This is a genomic window from Candidatus Dependentiae bacterium (assembly GCA_018266175.1).
Taxonomy (GTDB): domain Bacteria; phylum Babelota; class Babeliae; order Babelales; family RVW-14; genus JAFEAY01.
This window is the reverse complement of record JAFEAY010000006.1, coordinates 1-3,128: the sequence shown is the minus strand read 5'-3', so window position 1 is coordinate 3,128 and position 3,128 is coordinate 1. Positions and strand designations below refer to the sequence as shown.

The window sequence follows — 3,128 nt, the reverse complement described above, 5'->3', positions numbered from 1 at the left end:
CTTTCGTCCTGTTGCAATTTGGGTGCTTATAACAAACTTCAACTTGTTCACTCTGTTTTCTAAAGAGGTTCAAATTTTTTATTCTTTGGAAAACCATGCACATAATTCACTTCGATTTCATAACTTTTTGCTCCCGTTAACGCTTTCAAACGAGAATAACCAGAAGTCTCAAAAAATGTTTTGGCTTTGGAGAAAACCAAAGTGTCCCACCTTGAGAACCCATGAAAAATATTGCTGTCATACTTCTCCGGTAGTTGCTGAAAAGTCACGGTATAAGACAGCGCTTTTGTTCGTTCATCAGTCATTACTACTTTGTCGGGGTAAAAACTGTAAAACCTTTTAATGCCATTGCTGTCAACGTCAGCGTAAATTTTGTCTACGTTAGATTTGTCACTTGATGTGTTAACTACATAAAATTTTATACTTCCAAATTCAGTCTGAGTTTTTTCAATCAACTTCCGATTGCTCGCACAACTAAAAATGTTGAAAGCTGTCACACATAAAAAGATAACATTTGTCAAGTGTCGCATGAATTTGGATTTTGTCGGCAAGTGTAGCACAAAAAAAAAGTTTCATAGTGCCTTTTGAACTTTTACGCTCTGTCCTAAGGTTACCTACAACGTTTGGGCTTGCTGCAGTGCTGGCTTTCATAGCTTGTCCTGCCGGAACCGAATCCCAATTTATAAATAAAATGTTGAAGTTTTAAACAAATGTTCAATGGAATTCCGTCTGCCCGAACCAATGCCCAACAAAGATCAAATGATGAACTCTTATTCGTCCGCCAGCATTGTAGCAAGCCAATGTTACCTGCCGTTCTCAGTGTGTTCGTTCACCAAATCGTCAAATGTTTTCTCTACTGTTTCCAAAAGTGCATTTAGTTTTTGAACTGTTGGATCAAGGCTGTCCTTAGAGTATAGTTCATAATCATAAGGATACCCGTACATATCATCACTAAGATTGCTGCATTCACCCATTGTTAGTTGTCCAATAATTTCCCTAAAAATGGTCGTCCTAATTTCAATAAGCGTATTCAACATTTCTGCATATTGGGGTTGGCATCCATCAGGAACTATTAACTCTCTTTTCATTTTTTGATATTCCAAGTTATACAATTTAATACACCGCCTTCATTTGCAATTTCATTACTTTCAATGGATTTTACACTTTGTCCTGCAAAAATCTTTTCAAACATTCCTAAAACTTTATCATCGTCCTGTAATCCAAAGGTTGGAACAATAACAGTGTTTTCCACTTGCAGAAAGTTGATGTAATCTCCTTTTGCTTGGTCGTTATTTTTGTTGCCATAAACATTGTAAGGGATTTTGATATACTCAAGTCCAGTTTTGTGTATTGCAATTTCAAATGCTTTTTGAAAACTTTTGGATTCCTTGCTGTAGTCATTTATTAAAAGTGTTTGTTCATCAAAAAATCTTACCATGCCGTCTGAATGACCTGTAAAGTCATAGGGTTGTTCAGGAATAAAATATAAATCTTCAATTTGTAAAAGTTTGTAAAGTTCTCTTATGAGTGGACTACGTTCATAAGTTGGGTTGTCTTTAAAAACACGTTGAGTCATAATTACTTTATTTTTACAACGTGTAACATTACCACCTTCTACTAAAATGGGGGATTTGACGTTGCTGATTCCAATTGTAGCACAGATACTATCTACATCAGAAATTGTCTTTATCAATATTTTATCTTTTGTCAAATACGGCGGGCGATACAAAAACCGAACAAATTTATCCTTATCAATTTGAATAGGCATATAATCTACAGCCCATACATCTTTTGTGTCTGGCAATAAAGCGGTTTCAATATCACATTCTTTTAAAAGTTTTTCAAATCGCTTGTAAAAGTCGGGGTACATAATTGGCAACGAATCTGCCAAATAAGTAAAATTGGTTTCAGAATCTGTAACCATTAGCTTTTTTTATTGTAACCTAATATCTGCGTGGCTTCTTCCTGGCTCAGACTACCATTTGCTACCTGCTCGTCAAGCAATCCTTCCTTGTTTTTAATAGTTTGTTTAAACTTTGGAACTATTGCAATGTATCTTAAAGGCAAGTCCAAAAACACATTGTCAGCATCGCTTATTTTTCTGTTTAATCCAACTCTTTTGGTTTTTAGAAGTTTTGTAGCTGGATAAAGGCAAGCGTCCTGATTATGTTTGACTAAATCCAAATCAATTTTATTTAGCTTTTTACTGTCTAAAGGATTTAAGTTAGAAAAAAGTTCAGTCGCAACTTTCTGTGGGCCGTCATATTGTTCAATCATAAAGCCACTTTCTGGAGCTTCTCCTAATTTTATTACGCTTCGCAATAAAATGCCTGCGTGATTTTCTCCATCGCCCACAGTAATGTCAATTCCAGAGCCGTGTAAATAAAGTTTGTTATTTTGAAACTGTAAATCGTTTTTGTACGTGTGGGGGTCTTGGAACACATTATTCTTTGTGTATAAATAAAACTCAAAATCAACAATTCGATATAAAGCATCATTAATAGTTAGAATAGTATTATTTGCAATTTTCTCCGCAACTTTTTGAATGCTTTGTAAAATAGTTTCTTTGTTTTCAAAATTAATGTTCATCGTGTATGGTTGTTTAATGATTTAGATTTTGCTTTCCTTTTGTAATTATAAATAGGCTTTTAAACTCTTGTTCTTCCTAAACGAATCTGCTCATAGTGTGAAGTTTTGCGCTAATGGCAGGTAACGTTTGGGGCTTTATGCAGGTGGGGATTAGTATTCCTTCAGCCCAACCGACGGTCAACCCATTTTTTATTTGATTGCTGAAAGTATGAATAAATGTTGATAGTAAAATGTCTGCCTACCTGCCCAACAAAGAACTACCGCCCAACGAGTTCCGTCCCGCCCCACTTGCATAAAACCCTTGTTGTGTGTAGTGGCATTTCGTCTTGAAATTTAGTATTCTAAAAAATTAGAAATTCTATAAATATCATTCTTGACTCTCTTGAAAAATTGATGGCTTGAATATTTTATTCCGTTCGACTGCTTGTCTGAAAAAAAAATGCTTTTAATCATTTTGATCTTTTTCTTTGTATTTCAAGCGTTCCCATTATTACTGAAATATGTTTCTACATTTTGATGTTTCCTACAAATAATTATTG

Annotated in this window: 4 protein-coding genes; all 4 read right to left on the bottom strand. The window is 34.7% G+C overall.

Annotation, left to right across the window (positions count from 1 at the left end):
* Window positions 1-59: 59 nt before the first annotated feature.
* Window positions 60-455 (bottom strand): hypothetical protein, encoded by a 396-nt coding sequence (locus JST56_02100; GenBank protein MBS1987761.1) that lies wholly within the window; start codon window positions 453-455, stop codon window positions 60-62.
* Between the two features lie 348 nt (window positions 456-803).
* Window positions 804-1,037: a hypothetical protein gene (locus JST56_02095; GenBank protein ID MBS1987760.1), complete on the bottom strand. Its 234-nt coding sequence runs from the start codon at window positions 1,035-1,037 to the stop codon at window positions 804-806.
* A 47-nt stretch (window positions 1,038-1,084) separates the two neighbouring features.
* On the bottom strand, window positions 1,085-1,924 hold the full coding sequence (locus JST56_02090; GenBank protein MBS1987759.1) for an agmatine deiminase family protein: 840 nt from the start codon (window positions 1,922-1,924) through the stop codon (window positions 1,085-1,087).
* Complete coding sequence (locus JST56_02085; protein MBS1987758.1) at window positions 1,924-2,589, bottom strand: hypothetical protein; 666 nt, start codon at window positions 2,587-2,589, stop codon at window positions 1,924-1,926. The genes JST56_02090 and JST56_02085 overlap by 1 nt, the downstream gene beginning before the upstream one ends.
* Window positions 2,590-3,128: the final 539 nt, after the last annotated feature.

Bases quoted from the DNA above. Each gene is read 5' to 3' on its own strand.
- JST56_02095 (MBS1987760.1), bottom strand. From the start codon at position 1,037: ATGTTGAATACGCTTATTGAAATTAGGACGACCATTTTTAGGGAAATT.
- JST56_02090 (MBS1987759.1), bottom strand. From the start codon at position 1,924: ATGGTTACAGATTCTGAAACCAATTTTACTTATTTGGCAGATTCGTTG.
- JST56_02085 (MBS1987758.1), bottom strand. From the start codon at position 2,589: ATGAACATTAATTTTGAAAACAAAGAAACTATTTTACAAAGCATTCAA.